The sequence below is a fragment of the Nocardia sp. NPDC004340 genome, from assembly GCF_053602575.1.
Genome location: NZ_JBSGDW010000005.1, coordinates 72871 through 93095, shown reverse-complemented (window position 1 = coordinate 93095; position 20225 = coordinate 72871). Strand labels below are relative to the sequence as shown.

At 67.9% G+C, this 20225-nt stretch carries 19 protein-coding genes; 11 read left to right on the top strand and 8 right to left on the bottom strand.

Annotated elements, in window-relative coordinates; all coding sequences use genetic code 11:
* Positions 1-40: 40 nt before the first annotated feature.
* The 3 genes from ACWEOI_RS21360 (at position 41) to ACWEOI_RS21350 (ending at position 3036) form a co-directional block, all read left to right on the top strand.
* Positions 41-676, top strand: coding sequence for a TetR/AcrR family transcriptional regulator (locus ACWEOI_RS21360; protein ID WP_452360710.1), 636 nt, complete (start codon positions 41-43; stop codon positions 674-676).
* An 88-nt stretch (positions 677-764) separates the two neighbouring features.
* Positions 765-1898, top strand: a complete 1134-nt coding sequence (locus ACWEOI_RS21355) for a phosphotransferase family protein (protein WP_452360709.1) — start codon at positions 765-767, stop codon at positions 1896-1898.
* 49 nt (positions 1899-1947) lie between these two features.
* Positions 1948-3036 (top strand): TIGR03857 family LLM class F420-dependent oxidoreductase, encoded by a 1089-nt coding sequence (locus tag ACWEOI_RS21350; protein WP_452360708.1) that lies wholly within the window; start codon positions 1948-1950, stop codon positions 3034-3036.
* A 33-nt stretch (positions 3037-3069) separates the two neighbouring features.
* Here the strand turns inward: ACWEOI_RS21350 and ACWEOI_RS21345 are convergent, their stop codons facing one another.
* Entirely contained in the window at positions 3070-4383 is a 1314-nt protein-coding gene (locus ACWEOI_RS21345) for a family 1 glycosylhydrolase (RefSeq protein WP_452360707.1), read from the bottom strand.
* Positions 4384-4508: 125 nt separating this feature from the next.
* On the opposite strand from ACWEOI_RS21345, the gene ACWEOI_RS21340 reads away from it, so the two are divergent.
* Positions 4509-5831, top strand: a complete 1323-nt coding sequence (locus ACWEOI_RS21340) for a DUF2252 domain-containing protein (protein WP_452360706.1) — start codon at positions 4509-4511, stop codon at positions 5829-5831.
* Here ACWEOI_RS21340 and ACWEOI_RS21335 read toward each other — a convergent pair.
* Together ACWEOI_RS21335 and hrpB are read right to left on the bottom strand one after the other, a co-directional pair.
* A complete protein-coding gene (locus ACWEOI_RS21335; RefSeq protein ID WP_452360705.1) occupies positions 5815-6798 on the bottom strand; it encodes a quinone oxidoreductase family protein in 984 nt (327 codons plus the stop codon). The two genes, ACWEOI_RS21340 and ACWEOI_RS21335, sit on opposite strands and share 17 nt — an antisense overlap.
* Before the next feature lie 240 nt (positions 6799-7038).
* Positions 7039-9513: an ATP-dependent helicase HrpB gene (gene hrpB, locus ACWEOI_RS21330; protein WP_452360704.1), complete on the bottom strand. Its 2475-nt coding sequence runs from the start codon at positions 9511-9513 to the stop codon at positions 7039-7041.
* Between the two features lie 145 nt (positions 9514-9658).
* Between hrpB and ACWEOI_RS21325 the strand changes: the two genes are divergently transcribed.
* Together ACWEOI_RS21325 and ACWEOI_RS21320 are read left to right on the top strand one after the other, a co-directional pair.
* Positions 9659-11218, top strand: a complete 1560-nt coding sequence (locus ACWEOI_RS21325) for a DUF4185 domain-containing protein (protein WP_452360703.1) — start codon at positions 9659-9661, stop codon at positions 11216-11218.
* Between the two features lie 124 nt (positions 11219-11342).
* Complete coding sequence (locus ACWEOI_RS21320) at positions 11343-12452, top strand: Nickel transporter NicT (RefSeq protein ID WP_433667598.1); 1110 nt, start codon at positions 11343-11345, stop codon at positions 12450-12452.
* Between the two features lies 1 nt (position 12453).
* Here ACWEOI_RS21320 and ACWEOI_RS21315 read toward each other — a convergent pair whose 3' ends face one another.
* Complete coding sequence (locus ACWEOI_RS21315; protein WP_452360702.1) at positions 12454-13827, bottom strand: cutinase family protein; 1374 nt, start codon at positions 13825-13827, stop codon at positions 12454-12456.
* 267 nt (positions 13828-14094) lie between these two features.
* Here ACWEOI_RS21315 and ACWEOI_RS21310 point away from each other — a divergent pair, with 267 nt between their 5' ends.
* Entirely contained in the window at positions 14095-14649 is a 555-nt protein-coding gene (locus ACWEOI_RS21310; RefSeq protein ID WP_433667602.1) for an anthrone oxygenase family protein, read from the top strand.
* Between the two features lie 84 nt (positions 14650-14733).
* The gene (locus ACWEOI_RS21305) at positions 14734-14871 is read left to right on the top strand and encodes a hypothetical protein (protein WP_433667603.1); all 138 of its coding nucleotides are present in this window, start codon (positions 14734-14736) and stop codon (positions 14869-14871) included.
* A 21-nt stretch (positions 14872-14892) separates the two neighbouring features.
* Here the strand turns inward: ACWEOI_RS21305 and ACWEOI_RS21300 are convergent, their stop codons facing one another.
* Positions 14893-15600, bottom strand: coding sequence for a ubiquinone/menaquinone biosynthesis methyltransferase (locus ACWEOI_RS21300; protein ID WP_452360701.1), 708 nt, complete (start codon positions 15598-15600; stop codon positions 14893-14895).
* Between the two features lies 1 nt (position 15601).
* Complete coding sequence (locus ACWEOI_RS21295) at positions 15602-16174, bottom strand: TetR family transcriptional regulator (protein WP_433667607.1); 573 nt, start codon at positions 16172-16174, stop codon at positions 15602-15604.
* A gap of 164 nt (positions 16175-16338) precedes the next feature.
* Here ACWEOI_RS21295 and ACWEOI_RS21290 point away from each other — a divergent pair, with 164 nt between their 5' ends.
* Entirely contained in the window at positions 16339-16737 is a 399-nt protein-coding gene (locus ACWEOI_RS21290; protein WP_452360700.1) for a DUF6463 family protein, read from the top strand.
* Positions 16738-16789: 52 nt separating this feature from the next.
* Here ACWEOI_RS21290 and ACWEOI_RS21285 read toward each other — a convergent pair whose 3' ends face one another.
* A complete protein-coding gene (locus ACWEOI_RS21285; RefSeq protein WP_433667609.1) occupies positions 16790-17014 on the bottom strand; it encodes a hypothetical protein in 225 nt (74 codons plus the stop codon).
* A gap of 154 nt (positions 17015-17168) precedes the next feature.
* On the opposite strand from ACWEOI_RS21285, the gene ACWEOI_RS21280 reads away from it, so the two are divergent.
* Positions 17169-17387 carry an EF-hand domain-containing protein gene (locus tag ACWEOI_RS21280; RefSeq protein ID WP_433667611.1) on the top strand — a complete coding sequence of 73 codons (219 nt, stop codon included), beginning with the start codon at positions 17169-17171 and terminating at the stop codon, positions 17385-17387.
* Positions 17388-17706: 319 nt separating this feature from the next.
* Entirely contained in the window at positions 17707-18417 is a 711-nt protein-coding gene (locus tag ACWEOI_RS21275) for a histidine phosphatase family protein (RefSeq protein ID WP_452360699.1), read from the top strand.
* Between the two features lie 825 nt (positions 18418-19242).
* On the opposite strand, the gene ACWEOI_RS21270 is transcribed toward ACWEOI_RS21275, so the two are convergent.
* Positions 19243-20199, bottom strand: a complete 957-nt coding sequence (locus ACWEOI_RS21270) for an AraC family transcriptional regulator (RefSeq protein ID WP_452360698.1) — start codon at positions 20197-20199, stop codon at positions 19243-19245.
* Positions 20200-20225: the final 26 nt, after the last annotated feature.

Genomic DNA, 20225 nt, shown 5'->3' with positions numbered 1-20225 from the left:
GAGATTCCGAGATTTCGGGACATGCGAAACGGAAGCGGCGATGACCGAGACGAGTTCGACAATGCAATCCGCGGCCGGAACTCGCCTCAACCGCAAGGGGCGGGAGACCAGGCAGCGGCTGCTCGAGGTGGCCATCGGCTGTCTCGCGACGGGGTCCGGGGAACCGCTGTCGGCGAATCGGGTCGCCAAGGAGGCCGGGGTCAGCTGGGGGACGCTGAAGCATCAGTTCGGCGACATCGACGGACTGTGGGCGGCCGTGCTCGTCGAATTGACCGATCGCACCGGGGCGAACAGTCCCGAGAGCTGGCCGCAGGTGACCGGCACGACCCGGGAACGGGTGTGGGAGATGGTCGATGCCATGTGGACCATCCTGGGCACGCCCGAGGGGCGGGCGGTCGAGACGCTGCGGGCCGGACTGCCCAATGGGCAGCAAGAACGGCTCGAGGACTTCCCGCTGACCACGGCGGCGATGGCCGGGTACGAGGACGCCTGGCTCCGGGCCTTCGAGTACTTCCTCGCGGACCTGCCGCTCGACGCGGACAAACTGCATCGCGTCCAGGCGCTGATCCCGATGGCCATGCGCGGCATCAATAACGAGCGCCGGCTGTCCTCCCCCGCCGAACTGACCGAAGCCCGCCACTGCCTGGTCGACGCCATAGCGTCTTACCTGCAATAACCCACATTCTTTGAGAACCCTCGTTGACAATTGCGATGGGGAGGTCCACTGTTACCTCCAGCTTTCGCAATCCAGTCAGGAGTGACTCATGTCTCCGTCTCCCGATGATCAGGGCATGCGCCTGCAGCGCAGCAGCCGTGACACCGCCGCCCTGATTCCGCGCCTCACCGAATGGCTGGCCACCCAGCTGCCCGACGATGCGAATCCGGAGCTCACGCTGGGGTCCGGCATCGACAGCAACGGCATGTCCGCGGAGACGCTCACCCTCACATTGCGCTGGCAGGAAGCCGGAGCGGAGCAGGTCAACGACCTGATCGCCCGGGTTGTGCCGGCCCCCGGCGATTTCCCGGTCTACGAGCACTACAACCTGCGCGACCAGTTCGACGTCATGCGCATCGTGGCCGAGGCGAGCGACGTCCGCGTCCCCCTGGTGCGGTTCCTCGAACCGACCGGCGAGGTGCTGGGCACGCCGTTCCTGCTGATGGATCGGGTCGAGGGCCTGGTGCCGCCCGACGTCATGCCCTACACGTTCGGCAACAACTGGCTCTTCGACGCCGACCCGGCACAGCAGCGCAGCGTGCAGGAAAGCACCGTCGAGGCGCTCGCGAAGATCCACGCGATCCCGGACGCGGCAACCACTTTCGCCTTCCTCGACCCGCGGCAGCCCGGCGCCAGCCTGCTCGAGCGGAACCTGAATCGCGCCCGGGCATGGTACGAGTTCGCGGCCCGCGATATCGGCCCCTCACCGCTGGTGGAGCGAATCCTGAAGTGGCTCGGCGATAATCTTCCGGAGCCGTCGTCGTATGAGACCGTGCTCTCGTGGGGTGACGCACGGCTCGGCAACTGCATGTACCGGGACTTCGCGCCGGTCGCGGTGCTCGACTGGGAAATGGCCACGATCGGGCCGCGCGAACTCGATGTCGCCTGGATCACGTTCGGGCACCGCGTCTTTCACGCGATCGCCGAGAACTTCGGGTTCCCCGGCATGCCGGACTTCATGCGCGTCGAGGACGTGCGGGCCAGCTATGCCCGGCACTCGGGCGTCGAACTCGCCGACCTCACCTGGTACACGATGTTCGCCGCCCTCAACTACGCCGTCGTCTTCCTGCGCGCGGGCGGCCGGCAGATCCATTTCGGCGAGATGGAGCGCCCCGAGGACATCGAGGTGCTGCTCCACCACCGGGCGATCGTCGAAGAACTGCTCACCGAACTCGGCGCCTGACACTCCGGCGTCCGCCATTCTCGAAACCTATTAGGAAAGTGCAACTCTCGTGACCGACCAACTGAACGAACTGGCCTACTACTGCATCACCCGGCACCCCGCCGATGCCCGCGTCCTGTTGCCCGAGGCCCGCGACGCGGAGCGACTCGGACTCGGCTCCTGCATGATCGGCGAGCGCATGACGGTCAAGGACTCCGCGGTCCTGTCCGGCGGTCTCGCCGGATGCACCACCGATCTCGGAATCGCCGCCGCGGCAACCAATCACCACACTCGGCACCCCATGGTGACGGCGACCATCGGGTCGACCATGCAGGCGCTGACCGAGGGCCGGTACGCCATGGCCTTCGGGCGCGGCATGGCGGCGAACTGGAACGCCATCGGGCTGCCAGCCGTCACCGAAGCGCAGTTGCGGGATTTCGTCGGCATCCTGCGTCGCCTGTGGGACGGCGAGACGATCGTGAATCACGATGGGCCCGCGGGCAAATGGCCCGTGCTATACCACCAGAACGGACTCGATGAAGCGCCCCCGATCGGCTTCGTCGCGGTCGGCCCGAAGACCATGGAACTCGCCGGTGAGATCGGTGACTTCGTCGTCCTGCACACCTTCTTCTCCGACGAGGCCACCGCGAACTCGGTCGCGGCGGTGCGGCGGGGCGCGGAGCGCGCGGGCAAGGACCCCGACAGCGTTCGCATCTGGTCCTGCCTGGCGACCGCGAGCGACGCGCTCACCCCCGAGGACCAGCTGCGGCGGCGGACCGGTCGCCTGGTCACCTATCTGCAGGCGTACGCGGACATCCTGATCAGCGCCAATGGCTGGGATCCGCAGGTGTGGGAGCGGATTCGCGGCACGCAGCTGTTCCAGGACGCGGCGGCGGCGGGCCCCATCGACGCGTCCGCCTCGGTCGACGTGCTGGAGCAGCTGGACGCGCTCATCCCGGACGAGTGGCTCGCCTCGGCCGCCTACGGCACGCCGGAGCAGTGCGTGCGGAAGATCTCCCGCGAGTACGACCTCGGCTGCCACTCGGTGATCATGCACGGGGCCAGCCCGCACGAACTGGAATCGGTGGTGGACGCCTACCGCGCCGACCGGCCCACCCTGCGCCGGGCCGTGGCCGCCAACCCCGGAAAGTTCGCCTGAGACAGGGGTTCTCGCTGTGCCTCGAACCGATGGTCAGCCATCGGCTCGAGGTGCGGCGACCGGGGTGGCGCAACTGGCGGGTGGATCGATCAAACGGCAGTCGGCGACTGGACGCAGGGGCAGATAGTCGGCGGGGACGCCGTCGTGCGCGATGATGGCGCGGTAGGTGGCGACGGCGTCCGTGGGGATTCTGCTCAGGGTCGGATCGGTGCGGACGTTCACCGTGTAGAGCCCGAATCTCGGTGTGTAGGAGCTCCATTCGTAGTTGTCGGTCAGGCTCCAGTAGTTGTAGCCGATGACATTCATACCGTCGGATTTCGCCCGCTGGAGCCAGTAGACGGTGTCGCGGAGGTGATCCGAACGGGTGTAGCCGTCCGCGCGGGGTCGGGCGTTCTCGGTGGGCATACCGTTCTCGACGATCCACAGTGGCTTGCCGGGGAAGCGCTGTGAATAGTGCTGCAGTGCAAAGTAGATGCCCTCGGGGCGGACGGGCAGATCCCACATGCCCGAGGGCGCGTTCGCGGCGCCGAGGTCCGGCGGTTCGTAGCCGAAGTAGTAGTCGACGCCGATGAAGTCGAGCCGGTCGCCGATACGGTCCATCAGGGGTCCGTTGACCTGCGACTCCGCCCCGGCGACATAGCCGACATTGCTGGTCACCAGGGCATTCGGCTGGACCTGGTGGATGTAGTCGTAGATGGTGTCGTGCGCCCGCGCCACACTGTCGAGCATCTGATCGGCGTCGGTTCCGTTCTGGCGGACCTCGTGCATGATGTACGCGACCGGCTCGTTGATGGTCACCCACACCGGATTGCGGGCGGCGTAACGGTCGACCACCTTGCGCATGTTGGTGAGCCAGTCCGAGACCATGCCGGGATCGCGCCAGCCGCCGCGATCGGCCGCCCAGCCGGGGTACACCCAGTGGTCCAGCGTCAGCATCGGACGCATACCGGCGGCGACGATGGTTGCGATCACGTCGTCGTAGTAGGCGAAGGCGGACGAATCCCACACTCCCGGTTCGGGTTCCAGCCGGGCCCATTCGATCCCGATCCGGAAGACCTTGACACCGAGACTCTTGGCGAGGGCGATGTCGGACCGGTAGCGGGTGTGGAAATCGACGGACCCGCCGAGGCGGTCCCAGCCCGGATTGGCGTCGATATAGCGCGTCCAATTGCTGTCGGGTGACTGTCCCTCGGATTGGAACCCGGACGCCGCCACTCCCCAGAGGAAATCGTCCCCCAGCACACCGGCGCGTTCCTCCGACGCGGTACCGGACACACCGGGGACCAGGAGCAGTGCGGCGGCCGTGACGAGGGCGGACGCGACGAGACAACGAAATCGAGTGCGCATGAGCACTTCCCCGGGACCAGTACTCGAAATGAGTGAATGCGGCTACTTACTCCTGGATAGCTGCGAATTGTTTCGAGCGAGCAGCGGGTCGATAGTGGTTTGGCACAATCCATTAGAGTCAGCGCATGTCGAGATCGAAGGCGGGGCGGGCGGTGCGCAAGCGGGTGCCGCGGCGGTCGCTGGGTGAGTGGAAAGCCGCGGTGGATCGGCCGGATCCGGTGGCGGTACTGGAGCGGCAGGCCGCCACGCGACTGCCCGAACTGATCGGGATCCGGTACGAGCGGATGGCGGCCGGACGGCTCCCGTTCTTCCGGGGCGCGCCCGCCATCATGGCCGGGGATCTGGCCAGCGGCGCGAACACCGGCCTGCACGTGCAGTTGTGCGGGGACGCGCACCTGTCCAACTTCGGGCTGTTCGCCTCGCCGGAACGGTCACTCGTGTTCGACGTCAACGACTTCGACGAGACGCTGCCCGGGCCCTTCGAATGGGATGTGAAGCGGCTCGCGGCCAGCGTGGCGGTGGCGGCACGGGCCAATGGCAGCGACGACGAGGAGGCCGCCGAGGCCGCGGTCTCGGCGGCGCGGGCCTATCGCGAGGCCATGAACCGGCTGGCCGAGCTCGGCGAGACCGACGTCTGGTACGAGATGATCGACGCCGACAAGGTCGCCGCCCTGATGCGGCCCGAACATCGCAAGATGACCGCCAAGGTGATCAGCCGGGCACGCACGCGCACCAGCCTGCACGCGTTGGACAAGCTCACCGAACTCGGGCCCGACGGCGCACCGCGGATCAAGGCCGACCCGCCCCTGCTGCTTCCGGTGCCGAAAAAGGCACAGAAGCAACTACTTTCGGTGCTGGCGGACTACCGGAACACGCTGCCCGAGGAGCGCCGCGTCCTGCTGGACCGCTACGAACTCCGCGATATCGCCATGAAGGTCGTGGGCGTGGGCAGCGTCGGCACCCGCTGCTACATCGCGCTACTGACCGGACGCAATACCGGCGACCCGCTGTTCCTCCAGGTGAAGCAGGCCGAGCCCTCGGTGCTGTCAGCGCACCTGAGCCACAGCCAGTTCCTCCATCACGGCCACCGCGTCGTACACGGACAGCGGCTCTCCCAATCGGCCGGTGACATCTTCCTCGGCTGGGCCACCGGCCCCGACGGACGCTTCTACTACTGGCGGCAACTGCGAGACATGAAGGGCTCCTTGAGCATCGACGACATGTCCCCCGCGCAGCTGCGCGAGTACGCCGCCCTGTGCGGCCACACCCTGGCCCGGGGGCACGCCCGGTCCGGTGACCGGGCGGCCATCGCGGCCTATCTGGGCGGCAAGGACACCTTCGACCGGGCCATGGGCGAATTCGCGCTGGCCTACGCCGACCAGACCGACGCCGACCACGAATCCCTGCTCGCGGCAATCGAATCCGGTCGGATCACAGCTGGGAGTTGACCGCCAGGACCAGCTTGCCCGTCGAGGAGCGGCCCGCCATCAGCCGGTGCGCGTCGGCCGCCTCGGCGAGCGGGAACTCGGCGGTGATCGGCAGCCGCACCTTGCCGGAGGTGGCCAGGTCGAAGGCGTGAGAGGAGATCTCGCGCAACACATCCGGGGCGGACGCGCTCAGTCCCATGATGGAGAAACCGGCGACCGAACGGCCCTGCGGGAACAGTTCGGGCGCACCGACCTGCCACGGGGCCTCGCCACCGGCATTGCCGAAGGAGACCAGGCGACCGAAGCGGGCCAGCGACTCCACGGTACGGCGGAAGGTGTCACCGCCGATCGACTCCAACGCCAGGTCCACCCCACGGCCACCGGTGGCGGCGCGGACGTCGGCGTCGAAGGATTCATTCGAGAACGCGTCGTCATAACCGTATTCGCGGGCGTAGTCCGCCTTGGCCGGGCTGGAGACCACGCCGTACACCGCGCCGGCGCCCGCCAGCTTGGCGATCTGCGCGGCCACCGTGCCGACGCCACCGGCGGCGGCCTGCACCAGCACCGTCTCACCCGGCTGCAGCCGGCCGACCGTGTGCAGCAGGGCGTAACCGGTCGGCAGCACCGTGGGAAGCGTTGCGGCAGTGCGCAGATCGACGCCGTCGGGCACCGGGAAGACCGTCGCCGCGGAGACGACGACGACCTCGGCATACGCGCCGCCGTCCGAGATCGCCGCCACCGCCTGCCCCACACTCAGGCCCTCGACGCCCGCGCCGACCGCCCGCACCCGCCCGGACAGCTCCAGCCCCGGCACATACGGCAATGCCGGAACCCGATATCCCACCGAACGGGCTTGCAGGTCAGCGAAATTCACCCCGGCGTACGCCACCTCGATGGACACCTCGCCCGCGCCCGGCTCCGGTACTTCCAGCTCCACCGACCGCAGCACCTCGGGCCCGCCGTACTCGTCGAATCGAATCGCGCGCATACCGCCCACTCCCTCTCCGCCTGCTCACCAGACGCGTCGCCACATCGTCCGAACCCGGACGCACGAGTGCAGCATGCGCGACGAGCCGACTATTCCGCGGGCCGCGCGGGTGTCCCATGTCGGCCACAGGTCAGGTTCGACGCTACCGATGCTCCTCATATCGAGGCCGTAGCGCTTGTGGCCGTTTGGGTCTCGGATTCACCGAGGTCCCAGCGGAGGCGGAGGCGCCTCCGGCCCTGGCTAGCCCTGCCGGTTGGCGTTGCGGGCGGTGCCGCGGTGGGCGACGACGGTGGTGGGGTCCTCGGGCCAGGCGTGCTTCGGGTAGCGGCCGCGCAGGTCGGCGCGGACCTGGAGCCATCCGGTGCGCCAGAAGGACGGGAGGTCGGCGGTGACCGCCACCGGTCGTTGAGCCGGGGAGAGCAGGTGCAGGACAGGCGAAACGCGGCCGTCGGCCAGGCGCGGGGTTTCGGTCCAGCCGAAGATCTCTTGGACCTTGACGGCGAGGACCGGTGGGTCGGTGGAGTAGTCGAGGCGGACATTGCTGCCGGAGGGGACCTCCAGGCGTTCGGGGGCGAGTTCGTCGAGCCGGGCGGCCTCGGGCCAGGGCAGTAGGCGGCGGAGCGCTTGACCCGCATCCACGCGCTCGAGGTCGGAGCGGCGGCGGGCGGTGGAAAGTTCTGGGGCCAGCCAGATTTCGGCGTCGGCGAGTAGAGTGTCGTCGTCGACGGCGGGCCACGGCGCGCCCAGGGTGCGGTGCAGAAAGTCCAGGCGCTGTCGCAGGCTGCGGGCATCATCGGTCCAGCGCAGTAGGTCGAGTCCGGTGGCGCGCAATCCCCGCAGCAAGGCCGCCGAGACCAAGTCCGGGTTCGGATCGCGCAGGGGCTGCTCGGACAACACGATCGCGCCCAAGCGGCGCACCCGGCGAGCCACCAGGTCGCCATCGACCCAGTCCACTTCGTCCACTGTGGTGAGCAAGTTGGCGGCAGCCTGGCGGGCCAATTCCTCATCAGCCTTGGCCGCCAACCGGATTCGCCCCTCGGATTGGCCCGGATCGCGCCCGGCCACAGCGATCGCCAACCATTCGGCATCGCCCAATCCGCTCCCGGGTGGCAGGGTCACCGCGGTCCCACCCGCCATCAGATAGCTGGCCGACCCGGATGCGCGGCGACGAGCGAGCCGCTCCGGATACGCCAGTGCCGCAACAAGAGCGGGATCATCGCCCCCGGGCGTGGAGCCCCGGCCACTGTCGATGTCGTCGCTGACGAGGCGCGCCAGGCGCAGCGCCTCCTTCTGCCAGCGCGCCGGGCGGTCGCCGCGGAGGGTGCGCAGGGCGGCGACCAGATCCACGCCGGGGGCCAGCGAGTCGTCGTCGAGCAGGGCCACTACCTCGGCGGCCGCGCGGGCTCCGACCTCGCTCGCGCCGTCGAGGAGGGCTCGGGCCAATCGGGGGTGGAGGCCGACCGCTGCCATGCGGCGGCCTCGATCCGTCACCGCGCCATGGTCGTCCACGGCGTCGAGGGCGCGCAGGACCGCGCGACCCGCGGCGAGGCCGCCCGCCGGGGGTTCGTCCCACCAGGCCAGGCCCTGGCCGTCGACGGTGCCCCAGCAGGCCAGTTCGAGCGCCAGCCGGGTCAGGTCGGCGGTGCGGATCTCCGGTTCGGGGTAGGCGGGGAGGGTGGTGTGCTCGTAGTCGGGCCAGCAGCGCCAGGCGTGGCCGAGGCCTTCTCGGCCCGCACGGCCCGCGCGTTGTTCGGCGACGGCGGCCGAGACACGGACGGTGGCAAGGCCCGACAGGCCGCGGCGGTGGTCGATGCGCGGAACGCGGGCCAGTCCGGAGTCGACCACGGTGCGGACGCCGGGGACGGTGAGGCTGGACTCGGCGACCGCGGTGGACAGGACGACTCGGCGGCGGGAGCCCGGGCGCAGGGCGGAATCCTGTGCGGCGGCCGGCAGTCTGCCGTGCAGGGGGACGACGTCGACGTCGGGCAGGTCGGAGAGCAGGGCGGCGGTGCGGCGGATCTCGCCCGCTCCGGGGAGGAAGACCAGGACGTCGCCGGGGCTGTCGGTGAGGGCCCGGCGGGTCGTGCGGGCCACCTGCTGCTCGATGCGTTCGCGGGGCAGCGGTGGCACGTAATCGAATTCGACGGGGTAGGTGCGGCCGTGCACCTCCAGTACGGGGGCGGACGGTTCCGACTCGCCGCCCAGCAGGGTCGAAAGGCGGTCCGCCGCAACGGTCGCGGAGGTGGCCAGCACACGCAGGTCGGGGCGGAGTCCGGCGCGGGCGTCGAGGAGCAGTGCCAGCAGCAGGTCCGCGTCCAGGTGGCGTTCGTGGCATTCGTCGAGGACGACCACGTCGACTCCGGCGAGTTCGGGGTCGTTCTGCAAGCGCCGCACCAACAGTCCCGAGGTCACCACCTCGATGCGGGTGCGGGGTCCCACCTTGCGGTCGCCGCGCACCGAGTACCCGGCGGTCTCCCCGACCCGCTCCCCCAGCAACGCGGCCATGCGCGCGGCGGCGGCGCGCGCGGCCAGGCGCCGCGGCTCCGCCACCACGACACGCCCGAAGGTGGCGGCTGCCAGGGCCAGCGGGACCAGCGTCGTCTTACCGGTGCCCGGCGGGGCGACCAGGACGGCGGTGCCGTGCTCGGCCAGCGTGTCGGTGATCTCCCCGAGCGCGGCGCGCACGGGGAGGTCGGGGAGATCGGGCAGGTTCATTACCGTTCAGTCTGCCGCGTGCGCCGGATCGCGCCGCGACCACCTCACACGCGACGGATCTCGCGACCGGTTCACGGTGGTTCACCCCGCGACAAGATCGGTCTAAGGTGGTCGGGTCGATCGCGAACGAGGAGCCGCCTACCCCATGGGAATTCGATCCCGCCGTCGCTCGAACCCTGCTGAAATCCCTGCGGCGCTGTCGCTGTCGGCCCCTGCGGCGGTGTCGCTGTCGGCCGTCGTCACGCTGGGCGCGATGCTGCTGCCCGCGACCCCCGCCGCCGCCGCGCCGCGACCGTGGGCGCCCGCTCCCGTGAACAGCTGTGGAGAAACGGGATTCGACCCGGTCAACCGGCAGGCCGACCCGAGCGGATCGACCTCGCAGCCGCCGCAGACCATCAAGGTGCCCATCCCGGTGCCGCAGATCGTGACGGTCAGCCAGTACGCGCAGAAGCCGGACACCACCCGGGTGGACGTCGCGCTGCCCACGGACCCGTGCGCCAGCCCGTGCCCGGACGTCCGCGACACCGTGGCCCCGACCCCGGCCCCGCCGGGCGGCGGCAGCGCGTCGCTGCCGCAGATCGAGATCGCCCCCGACCCCGAACCCATCCCGATCGTGGTGCCCGGCGGTGAACCGCCCGAACCGCAGCCCGCGCCCACCCCGGCCGTCCAGCCGTCGGAGCCCGCACCCGCGGCCGCCGCGGTGGCCGCGCCGCAGGTGGATTCGGTGGAACTGGTCAATCAGGTGACCGGGCGCGGGTCGGTCAACCGCACCGACACCCGCTGGTCGGTCGACGGCACCGACCTCGGGCTGATGTGGGAGAGCAAGCCCGGCCAGGTCGCGGTCGTCTTCGGCGACACCTTCGGCAAGGGCTGGAAGCCCGGCGGCGCGGGCACCGACACGCAGGACTGGCGCAGCAATGTGATCGCCTACAGCAGCACCCGCGATCTGTCGCAGGGTCTGGTCCTCGACGACTTCGTGCAGAACACCCGCTGCCACGCCACCGAGATCCTGGACAGCCGCAAGGTCAAGAACTTCGAGACCACCACCATCCCCACCTCCGGCTTCGCGGTCGGCGATCGCCAGTACCTGACCTACATGTCGGTCAATCGCTGGTCCAAGATCCCCGGCATGTGGTGGACCAACCTCGGCGGCATCGCCTGGTCCGACGACCACGGCCGCACCTGGACCAAATCCCAATGGGCGCGCTGGGACAACCTGTTCGGCGCCGGGCGCTTCCAGGTCGCGACGATGGTGCCGTGCGGCGACTACGTCTACATGTTCGGCACTCCCAACGGCCGGCTCGGCACCATCGGGCTCGCCCGGGTGCCCACGGATCAGGTGCTCAACAAGTCCGCGTACCAGTACTGGGTCAAGGACGCTTGGATTGCCGCCGACGGCGCCAACGAACTGCTCGCCACGCCCCTGATCTCCGGCACGGCCAGTGAGCTGTCGGTCCAGTTCGACGCCGAGTCCAACCTCTGGCGGATGGTGTACCTCGACACCGTGCGCGGGCAGATCGTGCTGCGCACCGCCGCCGATCCCCAGGGCGCGTGGACCGAACCGGTCGCGCTGATCAATACCGAGGACTACCCGACCGCCTACGGCGGGTTCATCCACCCCTGGTCCACCGCCAAGGACCTGTATTTCACGATCTCCACGTGGAACAGCTACAACGTCTACCTCATGCACGCGAAACTGAAGTAGCGCAGTTGTTTTGTGTCCGGGCCCACCCCGCGCGGGCCCGGACTGATCGAATCTATGCGCGATCAGATCGTGGTGCGGGTGGTCGATCACGCCGGTCGGGGAACTTTCCACACCATCGGGCACCATGGGTGGTCGTGGAGAGGTGCGTGGATCGATGCGGGTGACTCGGCAGGAATGGGTGCGGCTCGGGGCGATGGCCGGGATCATCGTGGCGCTGCACATCGTGGGATGGGTGACGCTGGTGGTGCTGGTCGCGCCGCAGCAGCTGAGCGTCGGAGACCGGACGCTCGGTATCGGGGTCGGGCTGACCGCGTACACGTTGGGATTGCGGCACGCGTTCGACGCCGACCACATCGCGGCCATCGACAACACCACGCGCAAGCTCATGGGCGAGGGGAAGCGGCCGCTGTCGGTGGGATTCTTCTTCTCGCTGGGGCATTCGTCGGTGGTGTTCGGGCTGGCGCTACTGCTGTCGCTCGGGGTCAAGGCGATCGCGGGACCGGTGGAGGACGACTCCTCGTCGCTGCACCGCTACACCGGGCTGATCGGCACCACGGTGTCGGGAACCTTCCTCTACGTCATCGCGCTGCTGAACATCGTTGTGCTGGTCGGCATTCTGCGGGTGTTCCGGCGGATGCGGAGCGGGGACTTCGACGAGGCCGAGCTGGAAGCCCAGCTGGCGCAACGCGGTCTGGTGAATCGGCTGCTCGGGCCGATCATGAAATCGGTGACCAAGCCTTGGCAGATGTACCCGATCGGGCTGCTGTTCGGGCTCGGCTTCGACACCGCCACCGAGGTCGCGCTGCTGGTGCTGGCCGGGACCAGCGCGGCGGCGGGACTGCCCTGGTACGCCATCCTGTGCCTGCCGGTGCTGTTCGCGGCCGGAATGAGCCTGCTCGACACCATCGACGGGACGTTCATGAACTTCGCCTACGGGTGGGCGTTCGCGAATCCGGTGCGCAAGATCTACTACAACCTGACCATCACGTCGCTGTCGATCGCGGTCGCGCTCATCATCGGCACGATCGAACTGCTCGGTCTGCTGGCCGAGGAGTTCGGCTGGACCGGCGGGCCGTGGGACACCATCAGCGGGCTCGACCTGAACCTCATCGGATTCCTGATCGTCGGACTCTTCGTCGTCACCTGGGCCGCCGCCCTGCTCACCTGGCGGTACGGCCGGATCGAGGAGAAGTGGGCGGCCGGATTGCAGCCTCGGACCGAGACTCTGGACTGAGTTACGAAACCGCCTGGGAGCCCAGGAAATCCAGCAGCAGATCGGTGTCGTCGCCGTAGTCGACGTGGGCCTTGGAGGCGTAGAAGTTGGCCAGGTCGACGCCCTGACGCGTCATCTCCAGCAGGTTGTTGACGCTGTCCGGATCGCCCAGGCTGATCAGGGTGCGAGCGGACGCGCGCAGGTCACTGCGGATGGCGGAGGTGAAGGGGCCGACCACCGAACCCGCGAGATCCAGACCCGCCGGGGTGAGGTTCACCAGTTCCGCCGCGGCGGCCAGCGCGTTGTCGCGGGCGAGGGCATCGGCGGCGCGGAACAGGCTCTCCTCCACGCGGCCCACATTGGCGGCGATCCGCACGATGTCGATCTGGGTCAGCGCGTCGGCCAGGACACTCGCCGCGGCGGTCCAACCGGTGGGGTCGACACCGCCCGCCGCCCGGATCACCGAGGCGACCAGCGGCAGGTCCACTCCGGCGGCGGCCTGGACGAGCGGGGTCAGGGCGGCATTCAGGTCACTCGCGATCTGATGCGCGGCGGGGATGTTGCCCGCCTCGATCAGGCCCTGCAGACCCGTGAGCTTGGCGAGGATGGCGGGGATGTTCGACGCGGTCGCGGACCAGCCCGCGCCCACCTTGATCGCCTGCGCGAAGATCGGGCCGGGATCGGTGCCCGGCGGGATCACGGACGCGATGGCATCGGGGTTACCGACCACCACCTGGCCGAGCGCCGAAAGGAACGGGGACGCCACGGCATTGAGCGAGCAGTACAGGTCGCCGTCGGCGCACATGGTGCGCACGCGGTCGGTCAGCGCGCCGAAATCCTGGGTCCGGATGCCGGCGATGCCGTGGCCCGGCTGCGGAGTCCCCAGCGGGAGAGCGGTTCTCGGGTCGCGGTGCGGATCCGCCACCAGGCCGACGCCCACCACCCGGTCGGGAGTGATCGGGCCCTCGCCATTGCCGATCTCGGTGGCGAAATCACCGACGCCGTCCGCGCCCTGGCTGTACCCGGCGAGCATGACGCGCGTCTTCGCGCACAGGCCGCTCACCATCTCGCGCAGTCGGGCTTCGAGGGTGCCCAGCGACTGGGCGTAGGTCAGGCCCTGGTCGAAAGCGCTTGCGGCATAGGGGGCGTAGAGGACGGTGATATCGGATCCGAACTGCCGTTGCAGGCCGTCGCCGATCGGCCGGAGCAGGCCGACGGGGACGGTCGGATCGGCGTCGGGGTGGGTCTCCCAGGTGCCCGGCGCGAGAATCGCGGTGTAGCGGGTGCACGGCTCCGTGGCGGGCGTATCCGCCCGCGCCATGCCGATACCCGGGGTCCCGACCGTGACGGCCGCGGTGACCAAGATCGCCGCGCACGAGGTCGCCAGCCTGCTCATCGTTCCGATTCCTCTGCCGCCGAAGGGGTCCCGTTCCCGCGCCGCGAAGGACAGATCCGCAGCACAGTCATAGCTAATTCTGGCCGCTCGGCGGCGATTTCGCAGGGTTTTCAGACACATCGGCGTTTCAGTTGGTTGGCAATTTCCGCCATGCCGAATCGCTATCAATCACGCGGGCTAATCCGGCCATGCGCGAATCACCGTTGATCGAATACCCGGATCGACCGACGCTGAGTCGAACTCGAATCCGAACTGGAGTGAAACGACATGCAGCACAGCACATTACTCGCCGACGAAGTCCTCGATCCGCCGCACGCGCCCCCGACGTTCGGGGTCATCTCACTGATCGCCGCGACAGTGACGACCGGGCTGCTGGCGGGCGTGTTCTACGCCTACGCCTGCTCGGTGATGATCGGGCTGGGCAAGTTCGACGACAAGACGTACGTCGAGGTGATGAACAAGATCAATGTGGTGATCGTGAACCCGGTGTTCATGCTCAGCTTCCTCGGCTCGCTGGGCTTCTCGGTGCTGGCCGGGGTGTTCTATCTACGCGCGGACCTGCGCTCGGTGCTGATCTGGGTCGCCGTCGCCGCCGCGCTCAACCTGCTGAGCCTGATCATCACCTCTGGCTTCAACGTCCCGTTGAACAACAACCTGGCCACCGCCACCGACGCCGCGCCCGGCCTCGCCGACTACGCCGCCCTGCGCAAGGACTTCGAAACCCCCTGGCTGACCTGGAACATCGTCCGCGCCCTGGCCAATACCGGGGCCCTCACCGCTCTCGCCTGGGCACTGGTCCAACACGGTCGCCTGACCAAGTGAAACCGGCTCCACCAGGCGATCAGCGCCTGATTGGGATCTCGTTGGTGAGCGGCGCGACCGTTGGGCCACTCCGCTCACACACCAATGAACCTTCGCCCCGCAGCCGCCGCCTTGGCCATCGCCGCCGGCGCCATCATCCTCGACAAGAACCTCACCCGAGTCGGCGTCTCCGTCATCTACAAGGACAACCACCAGCACTGGACGGTCACCTTCGCCAGCTGACCCGAGTGGCGCGGGAGCTGTTCAACGCGCCTTGGCGGCCCAGAGGATGACGTTCGTCCCGAAGAACTTCTTGCGCCAGCCGATGTCGCGAAAACCCGTTCGGCGCAACAGGTCAGCGACCTGCTGTGGTGATTCGAAATCGCGCGTGCTGGATTCGAGATAGGTGTAGGATGATCGGTCACCGGATACCAAGTGCCCGAGCAGCGGGACGATCGTGCGCATCCCCCACTCCACGACCGGCTTCACCGGTCCGCTGGGCGGGCAGGTTTCGAGGATGACGAGGCGGCCGCCGGGCCGGAGCACCCGATGTTGTTCGCGCAGTACCGCTTCGAGGTCTTCGACATTGCGCAACAGGTAGCCCTCGGTGATGGCGTCGAACGACTCGTCGCCGAAGGGCAGGCGGGCGGCATCGGCCTGCCGCCACCGGATGACGTCGGCCCCCGGCTTGGTCCTGGCGTGCGCCAGCATCCGCTCGGAGAAATCGGCACCGGTTACGGTGACGGTGGGATGGATACGAGCCGCCTCCAGCGCGATCACGCCGGTACCGGTCGCGAGATCCAGCAGGTCCCCGCCCGCGGGTGGCGCCGCGCGCTCGGCGACCTCACGACACCACCGGCGATGACGACCGAGGGTCATGATGAAGTTCATCCGATCGTAGTAGTCGGCGATCTTCTGGAAGATCCCGTGCACCTCAACGCTTTTGCCGTCCGGCATGCTGTCGGTCGTCATCTCACAGACCCTCCGTCGGACTCGGGCGGTTCAGGATCAGATCGCTGGCGCGAGCGATGACCTCTTCGCGGGTGCGGCCGGGGTGGTCGGCGGCGAGGAAATGGCTGCCGATGGCCCCGCAGAAGGCGAGCAGGCTGCGAGCCTCGACCTCGTCGGGGTCCGAGCAGACAGTGCCGATCGCGTCTCGAAGCAGGTCCATACGCCGGTTGTCCACTCGGCGTAGACGTTCGGCCACACCGGCGTCGCGGCGGGCCCAATCGCGAATGGCCAGGTCGACGGGGAGCAACCGGTCGCTGGAGAACGTGAGCCGACCCGCCAGCCGAGCCTTGTCGAGCGCATTGCCACCTGCTCGCTCGACCTCCTCGAGGACATCGTCGACGGCCTCCCGCTCCCAGGTTTCGAGCATCGCCGTCAGCAGCGCATCGCGATCGGCGAAGTAGCCGTAGAACCCGCCCTTGGTCACTCCGAGCGCCTTGGCGAGCGCCTCGATGCGCACGGCATCGACGCCGCCGGCCTCCAGCGCCCCCAGCCCCGCGTCGATCCATTTCTCGCGCGGCGTGCGCAAAGCACCCATGCCGTGATTCACCTCACCTCGATGTTGTACGGAACCGTATAACGGCTCTAATCTCTGATTATACGCAACCGTATAACAGCAGAGGACGGTGCCATGTCCGATCGACTCCCCCACCCCGCGCACGCGGCTTCCGCCATGCCCTCGCACCGAACCGAGGTGGTCCGGTGATTGCGTGGGCGGGTCGGCTCATAGTTCTCTTCGGAGCCGCACATACCATCCTGGCCCTGACCCTGATGCGTGCCGCACGCTATGCCGACGACTGGTTCAGCGGCGCGCTGTGGCACGACGACCTCTCGGCGATGAGCCCCGCGAACAGCGCACTATGGCTGTCGTTGGACAGCTTCGGAATTCCGCTCGTAATGGTCGGGCTGACCGTGCTGTGGCTGGATCGCCGCGACCTCACCCCACCACCGTTCTTCGCCTGGACGCTCGGTGCATGGACCGCGTTCGGCGCGCTTGTCATTCCGCTCACACCATGGCCGATCATGGCGATCGCCACCGGCCTGCTGGTAGCCGGCGCCCGACGTGCCGTCCCCGCCCCGGAACCGGCGAAAACCGTGTAATAGCCACTGCGAGAGGGGTTCGAGGACAAATCGAACCCCTCCGTCAGGTTGCTCATTCAGGCGGTCGACGCCCGCCCGACATCGTTGCCATGAGCCCGGCGGCCCAGCACGCCGGACAACCACGCAAGGCGATCACACCGACCGCGGCGAGCAACAGACCCACCGGCCCAACGAAGGGTGTCGCCACCAAAGCCCCCATAAGGCTGCCGAATCCGATCGCACCGCGAAGCAGCTGGCCGGTCAGCGATGCGCTCGCAAGGCTCCGGTTGGACGTCATTGCCGTTCTCCTTCCGCCATTTCAGGACATCCACAAGAGGCGCCCAACCCGCAGAAGGATTCAGCCGATACCGCTGCGCGGATCAGTATTGGTCGGCCGAGTGCGATACTCCTTGGGCTGGTTCGGTGTTGGGAAGAGAACGAAGGAGTGCGTCATGGGTGGGTTCACCGTGGCAGAGGCCAAGGCCGTCTTCGAGAAGGTCGACGTCAACAGTGACGGCTACATCACCCTCGAGGAGTACACGCAAGCGGTCGAGGCCTACGGCTTCTCTTCCGAGGCCGCCAGAAACGCCGCATTGTCCATCCTGGCGAAAGCGGACCTGAACGGCGACCAGAAGATCAGCCTCGAGGAGTTCATGACCCTCGTCAGCTGAGGTTGGGTCGTTCGGAGGCGGACGGGCGCGGCGCATGTGCCCCCTCCCGGAGCGATGGCCGACAACACGAAGCGGCCCGGAACCAGTTGGTTCCGGGCCGCTTCGCTGGTAGTGGGGACCCGCACGACCTCTCGTCGGGTCGGAGCAGGTCCGGTGTGCGAAGGATCCCGATGAATGGGATGCCTCGTAGTCGATTCGGACAAATTGCTGCTTCTGTGAGACGCGACACGCCACTTCGGCATACCTGAAGTGGCGTTCGCCACAATGAAAGGCATTCCCACCCATGCGAATCCGATCTCTTCGATCGTTTATTGCGGTGATGGCGACCGCGGTCGCGGCCACAACCGCTACCACCGGCATCGCGTCCGCCGATATCGACTTCGGAAACTCCGGCAGCAGCTCGGGCAGCAGCGCCGGCGAAATGGTCATCACCCTGGTGCGCCACGCCGAATCCGCCGGTAACGTCTCCGGCCTGATCGACACCAAGGTGCCCGGACCCGACCTGACCGCACGCGGCCGGACACAGGCAGACAACTTGGCCCTCCAGCTGGCCGACAAGAAGTACGACTGCGCCTTCGCGTCCAACATGGTGCGTACCGAGCAGACCGCGGCACCGACCGTCGCAAAGCACAACCTGAGCCTCAACATTCAGCCCGGTGTCCGGGAGATCGAGGCCGGCGACTACGAGGGCACTCCCGAGGCCCAGGCGATGTCCGGCTACCTGCAGGCGCCACTCAAGTGGCTCTCCGGTGACCTGAACGCACGGATTCCGGGCTCCATCGACGGCAACGAGTTCGACGCCCGCGTCGATCAGGCACTGCTCGATGTGCAGCGCCGCAACTGCCTCAACCCGGTGATCTTCTCGCACGGCGGCACCATCATGTTCTGGTCCATGCTGAACGCCAGCAACGCCGACAAGAGCAAGCTCGGCACCGATCCGATGCGCAACGGCGGCCACGTCGTCCTCAAGGGCAGCCCGCAGAAGGGCTGGACGATCGTCGAGTGGGTCGGCCACCCGGACCTCGGCTGATCTACCCCTTCCGCGCCCCGGATGTCACCGACACAATCGATGGCACCGGGGCGCAGTCGTATCTCAGCCCAGGGTCCCCATGGCGACATCGGCAACAGCCTTCATAGTGATGCGACGACCTGAACGGCCCCTCGGGTACGGCCTCACCGACTGGCCGGCTTCGGAATTCGGCTCGTAATGGTCGGACTGACCGTGCTGTGGCTGGATCGACGCAACCTCACCATCGCAGTCACAACCGGCCCACTGGTAGCCGGCGCCCGACGTGCCGTCCCCACCCCAGAACCGGCGGAAACTGTGCAATAACCACCGAGAGGGGTTCGATGACGCATCGAACCCCTCTCATAGGGGACCAGGCCCGGGAGGATGCCCCCTTCGCGCCCTCCCGAGCCGGATCCCGTGCGAGACAAGTCAATACACGCGCGCGTGTCGGGTGTTGCTCAAGCGGCCCGGCCCGACGCTCGACGATCTCGTGCACCCGATGCAGATCGACGCCACTGAGAGCAGCCGTGATCGGCGACCGGTAGCGCTGGTGGGCGGCCCCGGCACTGCTGGCCCGATAGTGGCGGTGTGGGTCGGCCGCGAATGACTCTGTGTAGCGGGCGATGCGGGGGGCGCCGTTGCCCCCCGCCGCCGTCGAGAGTGATGAACTTTCGCTCACAAGTGCCTTTCACAGACCGCATCGGCCGGTAGAACCTGTCGGTACCGCCTCCTTGGGGCAGGGATCACGCTAACCGCGATACTCGAGACATTTCTGGCATGTTTGTGGCCCATTTCGGCAAGACGGGTCCGCTGATCCGATCGCTCGAACCCGGTCGCACGCGACGGCTATCCGAGCAGTTGTTCGCGCATCTGCCGCGGGGTCTGCTCGAACTGACGCTGAAAGGCTGAGCTGAACCGGCGAACCGACGAATAGCCCGCCGCCTCGGCGATCTGGCCCATATCGATGGTCCCGGGGTGCGACAGTCGTTTGCGCGCTCGGTCGAGGCGAATCTCTCGTAGCAGCGCGGCCGGTGTGACACGGTCCGATTTCGTCAGGGCGGTGTGCAGCGTCCTCCTGGAGACTCCACACTTCCGAGCAACGACATCCGGCGTCAGTCTGCGGTCGTCGGCGAGGGCTTCCATTGTTTCCCGGGCTTGCGCGGCCACCAACGTGTATCGGTCCCCCGGGAGCGCCTGAGTGCGGTCGAGCAGCCCGTCGAGCAGCGAAAGCGTACTGCGATATGCGATACGGAAGTCGTGCGCGTTCCACGCCCCGTGGTAGGCGTGGAGCTGTTCGATCTGGTTCACCAGCATCGGGACCAGTGGGCGGCTCACATCCAGCGCGAGGGGGGCGGGATCGGCCAGGCCGCGATTGACCAAATGCCTTGGTACGGTCATGATCAGCGATTCCAGCGGTTCATCCTGCCGCATGACCACGGGCTGGTCCCAGCGAATGAACGCGACCTTTCCCGGTCCGAAGATCTCGGCTTGGTCGCCCTGCGCGAGCTTGAACTCTCCCTGCAGCGGCACCATCAGGCGATAGCCATCGTCGCCATCGCGCTTGGCATCGTGGGCGGTTCGACGGTAATGCACTGGGCCAGAAGAGAATCGCACGAGTTGCAGATCACCGGCGGCCTGGGCGAGCGTCTTCCAACCGAAGTCGCCCCCGCTGTCTCGCACGTTGAAAGCCAAGCCGAAACTCCCCTGCCGACGCTGCAGGTAGTCACGCCAGTGGTCTCTCCGCTCCGCAACGGTCTCGGACTCAGCCGGCGATTCCTCGTCCCACCAATAATCCGAATTCAAGGTTCATTCCTTCCCCCCACCCCTCC

What these genes read in the sequence shown, in the direction of transcription:
- ACWEOI_RS21305 (WP_433667603.1), top strand. Translation starts at nt 14,734, where the DNA reads ATGAACCTTCGCCCCGCAGCCGCCGCCTTGGCCATCGCCGCCGGCGCC.
- ACWEOI_RS21295 (WP_433667607.1), bottom strand. Translation starts at nt 16,174, where the DNA reads ATGGGTGCTTTGCGCACGCCGCGCGAGAAATGGATCGACGCGGGGCTG.
- ACWEOI_RS21315 (WP_452360702.1), bottom strand. Translation starts at nt 13,827, where the DNA reads ATGAGCAGGCTGGCGACCTCGTGCGCGGCGATCTTGGTCACCGCGGCC.
- ACWEOI_RS21340 (WP_452360706.1), top strand. Translation starts at nt 4,509, where the DNA reads ATGTCGAGATCGAAGGCGGGGCGGGCGGTGCGCAAGCGGGTGCCGCGG.
- ACWEOI_RS21360 (WP_452360710.1), top strand. Translation starts at nt 41, where the DNA reads ATGACCGAGACGAGTTCGACAATGCAATCCGCGGCCGGAACTCGCCTC.
- ACWEOI_RS21355 (WP_452360709.1), top strand. Translation starts at nt 765, where the DNA reads ATGTCTCCGTCTCCCGATGATCAGGGCATGCGCCTGCAGCGCAGCAGC.
- ACWEOI_RS21335 (WP_452360705.1), bottom strand. Translation starts at nt 6,798, where the DNA reads ATGCGCGCGATTCGATTCGACGAGTACGGCGGGCCCGAGGTGCTGCGG.
- ACWEOI_RS21320 (WP_433667598.1), top strand. Translation starts at nt 11,343, where the DNA reads ATGGGTGGTCGTGGAGAGGTGCGTGGATCGATGCGGGTGACTCGGCAG.
- ACWEOI_RS21275 (WP_452360699.1), top strand. Translation starts at nt 17,707, where the DNA reads ATGGCGACCGCGGTCGCGGCCACAACCGCTACCACCGGCATCGCGTCC.
- ACWEOI_RS21325 (WP_452360703.1), top strand. Translation starts at nt 9,659, where the DNA reads ATGGGAATTCGATCCCGCCGTCGCTCGAACCCTGCTGAAATCCCTGCG.
- ACWEOI_RS21310 (WP_433667602.1), top strand. Translation starts at nt 14,095, where the DNA reads ATGCAGCACAGCACATTACTCGCCGACGAAGTCCTCGATCCGCCGCAC.
- ACWEOI_RS21285 (WP_433667609.1), bottom strand. Translation starts at nt 17,014, where the DNA reads ATGACGTCCAACCGGAGCCTTGCGAGCGCATCGCTGACCGGCCAGCTG.
- ACWEOI_RS21280 (WP_433667611.1), top strand. Translation starts at nt 17,169, where the DNA reads ATGGGTGGGTTCACCGTGGCAGAGGCCAAGGCCGTCTTCGAGAAGGTC.
- ACWEOI_RS21300 (WP_452360701.1), bottom strand. Translation starts at nt 15,600, where the DNA reads ATGACGACCGACAGCATGCCGGACGGCAAAAGCGTTGAGGTGCACGGG.
- hrpB (WP_452360704.1), bottom strand. Translation starts at nt 9,513, where the DNA reads ATGAACCTGCCCGATCTCCCCGACCTCCCCGTGCGCGCCGCGCTCGGG.
- ACWEOI_RS21345 (WP_452360707.1), bottom strand. Translation starts at nt 4,383, where the DNA reads ATGCGCACTCGATTTCGTTGTCTCGTCGCGTCCGCCCTCGTCACGGCC.